Source organism: Streptomyces sp. NPDC001617, assembly GCF_053596855.1.
Genome location: NZ_JBSFHA010000178.1, coordinates 1 through 4,749, shown reverse-complemented (window position 1 = coordinate 4,749; position 4,749 = coordinate 1). Strand labels below are relative to the sequence as shown.

Genomic DNA, 4,749 nt, shown 5'->3' with positions numbered 1-4,749 from the left:
ACCGGCACCTGCACCACCTGCCACCGCCCCCTGCCCAGAACATCCACCACCGGCCAGAGCCCAAGAGCCAGAGCAACCTAACGGAGTCCTACTAGTGAGCGGGGTGAAAACAAGAGCGAGCACTCCGCCGAGCAGCCCCGCACCGATCACTGCCAGGCCGGCCAACCGCGTTCGCTTCCACCACATGCGAAGTTTCTACCGGACGCAGCCCCACGCCTACCAACCGCCGGGGCGTAGGAGGCTCGCGCATGGTGGCGGACCGGGCTGTTGATCGGCCGTGGACCGGCCGGGTGGACGCGAAGTCCCGCCCCACATCCGACGACCATGGTCGACGTACCTGCCGAAATGCCGGCCCTTGAACCGCCTCCCACCGTCCAGTCCCGTGAGGGCTGTCCTTCAAGAGCCCCCTCGGCCCAGTACCAGCCAGCCGCACATGGACACGTGGCCTGGGACCTCGTCCTGGGTTGGCTCAGGCCTAAGTCAGGGTACGGGTACAGCGACCGGCGGTTCCGGCCCTACGAACCGTGCCACCGGGCGGATGATCGATGATCTTCGGATCCTCCGCCTGTTCCAGGATGTTCGCGCTCCAGCCGACCACCCGGGCCGCCGCGAACGGCGGAGTGAACATCTCGTGGGGCAGACCGCACAGTTTCATGACCACGCACGCATAGAACTCGACGTTCGTGCGAAGCTCGCGGCCGGGCTTGAGCTCCGCCAGGATCGCTTCCACGTGCTGTTCGACCTCTATTCGCGAAGTCGACCTGTGGACCGCCGAACCGTTCCGCGATGCCCCGGAGCATCCGTGAACGAGGATCCTCGGTGCGGTAGATGGGGTGGCCGAAGCCCATGATGCGGTCACCTGCGAGAACGCGTTCGCGGATCCACGGCCTTCGCGGACGCCTTCGTATGTGGCGTGATCTTCCGATTCGGCCCGTGCCGGGGGCGCGCGTGGAGGTTTTCGGAAGCGGCGGACGAGCCTGTGAGGGCGACAAGGCCGCACTGGTGGCGCGACCGGAATGTGATCAGGCCAGAATCAGCAGATACATCCGGCTTCGTTGATCTCTCCCCATAGTCTTGGCGGTTGGTCATTACGCCGTCGCTGGGAGGCCACTCCAGCGGGCCGGTCCGGAAGGGGAGCATGGGTTTGGACGGGGGACGTGGGGCGGCACGGGGGTTTCAGTACCAGTACCTCCGCACGCTGGAGCAGCTGGTTACGGTGATCGACGAGCCTGAAGTCGCCTGTGTTCGGGTGGAAGGTCCACCGGCTAGCAAGGGAGCGGCGGACAAGGTCGACTTCGACGTCGTCGACTCGGACGGGACCGTGCGCCTGGCGGTCCAGGTCAAGAGCCGAGTCGCCGGTGGCTCCATGAGCGGTGCCATGGCGCTGGGTGTTCTTCTGGAGATGGTCAACGGTAGTCAGGGGGCGGGCAGTTATCTCCTGTTGACGAATGCCCATCCCGGGGCCAAGGGGAACCGGCTCGAAGAAGTCCTGGCCAGTGACTTCGAGCCACAGGCTCTTCGGGACACGCTGATGGAGCTCTTCCATGACGCGCCTCAACGCCGGGAGCAGTTGAAGCGGCTGGACACAGACGGTCTTACCCGGCTGGCCCGCTGCCGACTCGAATACGACGCCCGCGATAACGACGAGATCCGCGAAGAGCTCCGCAACTGCCTGCGCAGCATTCGGAATCGAATCCACCAGGGCCTGGGAGAGCAATCCGCCGGGCTGCTCACTGGATACCTCGTCTCGGAGATACTGGACCGCGCCGCCGATGTGACCGGCGAGCGGGCAACGTTCTCCACAACCGAGTTGCGCAGGCTCATACTTGTCGACGCAGAGACGTTGGCGCAATCCATCGGCGCCCGCGACTGGGGCACCATCGCGGGACAGATCCCGGCCATCCCCGATGTCCGCCGCCCCAAGCTCGTCGACCCGCTGCTCGCTGCCTTTCCCGCCTCGGGAGCGCAGCTGACGCGCCGAGCCACCCTCGTCGGACCGTCGGGAATCGGCAAGTCCAGCGCCGCGGCTCTCTACATCGCCGCGCGGGCTGACGCCTACGACTTCATCGGCTGGATCGACTGCGAGACCCGGGCTTCGACCTTAGCGTCGTTCCACCGCGTACTGGATGTCTTGGACCCGAACGCCGTCAGACACCAGGAGGGCCGGCCCGAGGAGACACAGCAGGCAGTGCAGCAGGCCCTTGGCCGGCTCCCCGGCCGCTGGCTGCTGATCTTCGACAACGTGGCCGCGACGCGGCAAGCCGAGCCGTGGGTGCCCAAGGCGAGCCGGGGCGATGTCATCATCACCACGCTGAACGCCGCCACCCACCTGGGCACGGGCGATGTGGTGCAGGTCTCCACCATGGAGCGGAAGGAATCCGCCCAACTGCTGACCCGGCGCCTGCACCTCGGCGAGTCCGACGAACCTCAGTGGGCGGACGCACTGGACCGGCTGGCAAGCGAGCTCGGTGACTGGCCGTTGGCCCTCGAACTCGGAGCCAGCTACCTCTACACCTGCGGCCTGGGACTCGACCAAGTCGATCACTACCTGAACGCCCTTAAGGTACGGTCCTTCTCTGATGAGGAGTCGGTGCCTCCCGGTTATCCCCGTACGCTCGCAGCTGCCCTCAACATGTGTGTCGACAACCTTGAGAGACGGATCCAGCCAGGCCCCGCCCCCGACGTTGCCGCTGTCGGACTGCAGATGTTCTACGCGGCCGCCTACCTGGCCTCCCATCAGATACCTGCTCACCTGCTGCTTGCGGCGGCGATCAGCAGAGCCGAGGACTTCGATGCCGACTATCGCGGTCCGGTACTCGTCGCGCCGGAAACGGTCAACATCGGGGAGGCGTTGCGTGAACTCTCCCGCTTCTCGCTCATTAAGAACGACCTACCGTTGCCCCCTACGTACGGGCAAACCCTGACTGGTGCGGACCGCTCCATCTCCATCAATACGGTCAGCCAAGAACTGATGCGCGAACGCCTCACGAGGCACCCGTACCTGTCGACAGTGATCGATCAACTGGCCGGGCACGTGGAACGCTGGCTCACCGGGCCCACGCAACTCGGCGAGCTGGAGCGGGTGCGGGTGATGCAGTCGCACGCCGAGATGCTCCTGTCGCACATCGACCGCCTCGATCTGCCGAGTGAGCGAGCGGCTCTCATCTGCGGAAATCTAGCCGCCCCTTACTACCTACAGGGAGACGTCGAGCGGGCCGAAGAACTCTACACGCGTGAGCTCGACTACCTGGAGAGAGCCGGCTCGCAGAACGAAGCTCTCGTCGTACAGACCCGCTTCGCTCTGGCTGCGATGCCCATCCAGGTCCAAGAGCTCGGCAGCGACCGGCGGCCGACGCTAAGGACCACGCTTGCTGACGCGATCGAGCATCTGGAGTTCGTGCTCCACCAGGCGAGGTCATGGGTGTTCGAATACCCGAAGGCTGCCATGAAACTTGCCCTTGACTCGCGACTCCTCATCCAGTCATCGAGTATCTCAGGTGAGGTTGGGGAAAGACTCACGCGGCTTGCTGATGCTTTCACGGATCTGGAGTCGAGAATCGGACCGACTGCCTATTCTGTGGACTACGAAGTGCTGGAGCGGGCAGAGGGCTGTTTGCAGGACGGTCTGTATATCGAAGCGGAAGCGCACTGCCGAGCACTGCTGGACAAGGGAATGGCCGGACCGCTAGAAGCCGAAGCCCGTCGCCGCCTCGTCGAAGCCCTGGCCGGGCAGGCGAAGTGGGACGAGGCAATTGGTGAGGTCAACTACTGGAAGCAGGACCCGGCAGCTCCACGGCTCTTCCGGCACGCCATCGTTGACCTGATTCGGAATGTCTGCGTCAGCTGCTCCACTGCCCTTACTGAGGGCGACCCCGGCTCACTTCGTCTCCTGGACCAAGTGGTGGACTGGCCCGACCTTGATGAGTTCATTTCCATGGGCACAGATGAGGACAACCAGGCCATCACGAGCGCCCGTGCCCTGCGAGACCTGATCCGAAGGGCATCACGGAGATAGACCAGTCGGTGGTGCACTTTCAACGGGAAGTCCTGGCACGAGAATATGGACTTTGACGAGGCCGCTGAGCCGGTGATCTGCCAAATTTCTAGCGGCAGTTGATGAAGTCGGCCCTGGTCGCTGTGCTGCTGGGGCCGAGCACGCGATTCATAGGGTGGGGGGAGTGGAGCACCATCATGGCCGACCGACAGTGTGTAGGCGTCTGGCGTTAGCGGCTCCGATAGTTCGTGCCTCGTGCCGCAGATCTACGCTTTCGCCCTCTGCCGTTGTTGCGGGCGGCGGTGCGGTAACCGCTCCGCACCGCTCAGACGTGGAGCGGACCGCTAGAAGCTCCTGTCACAGACTCGGATGCAATGACCCAATACCTGGTCCAGATCCTGATTCCAGATAGGGATCCGACCTCCAATCGGTGCCAGCGAAGCCTCCAGGATTGCCGTCCTGGGGGCTTTCGTGCGCTCTGGCACCGGTCGGAGGCAGGCGTCCCCATCGCGGCTCGACCGGAGACGACCGAGAGGCCTGTCAGAGTCGCCACCCTGGATCCGTACCGGTCAACGCCGGTCGCTCAAAGGACAGTTGAGAGGCCGATGCCTCTGACTGCCTCTGAGCGACCCGGGTCGAACCGGGGTCGAATCAGAGCGATTTCCTCTGACTGCCTCCGATCGCCTCTGCAACCCGTCCTAGCAGGTCACAGCCTCATCGCCTCGCATAAGCGCAGGTCAGAAAGATGCGCTAGC

At 64.4% G+C, this 4,749-nt stretch carries 1 protein-coding gene and 1 pseudogene; one reads left to right on the top strand and one right to left on the bottom strand.

Going from position 1 to position 4,749, the window contains the following annotated elements; genetic code table 11:
- Nucleotides 1-480: 480 nt before the first annotated feature.
- A pseudogene (locus ACWC09_RS52190) lies at nucleotides 481-884 on the bottom strand (citrate/2-methylcitrate synthase); the annotation flags it as partial.
- Nucleotides 885-1,216: 332 nt separating this feature from the next.
- Between ACWC09_RS52190 and ACWC09_RS52185 the strand changes: the two are divergent.
- The gene (locus ACWC09_RS52185; protein WP_450859319.1) at nucleotides 1,217-4,015 is read left to right on the top strand and encodes an NB-ARC domain-containing protein; all 2,799 of its coding nucleotides are present in this window, start codon (nucleotides 1,217-1,219) and stop codon (nucleotides 4,013-4,015) included.
- The last annotated feature ends 734 nt before the right edge of the window (nucleotides 4,016-4,749 follow it).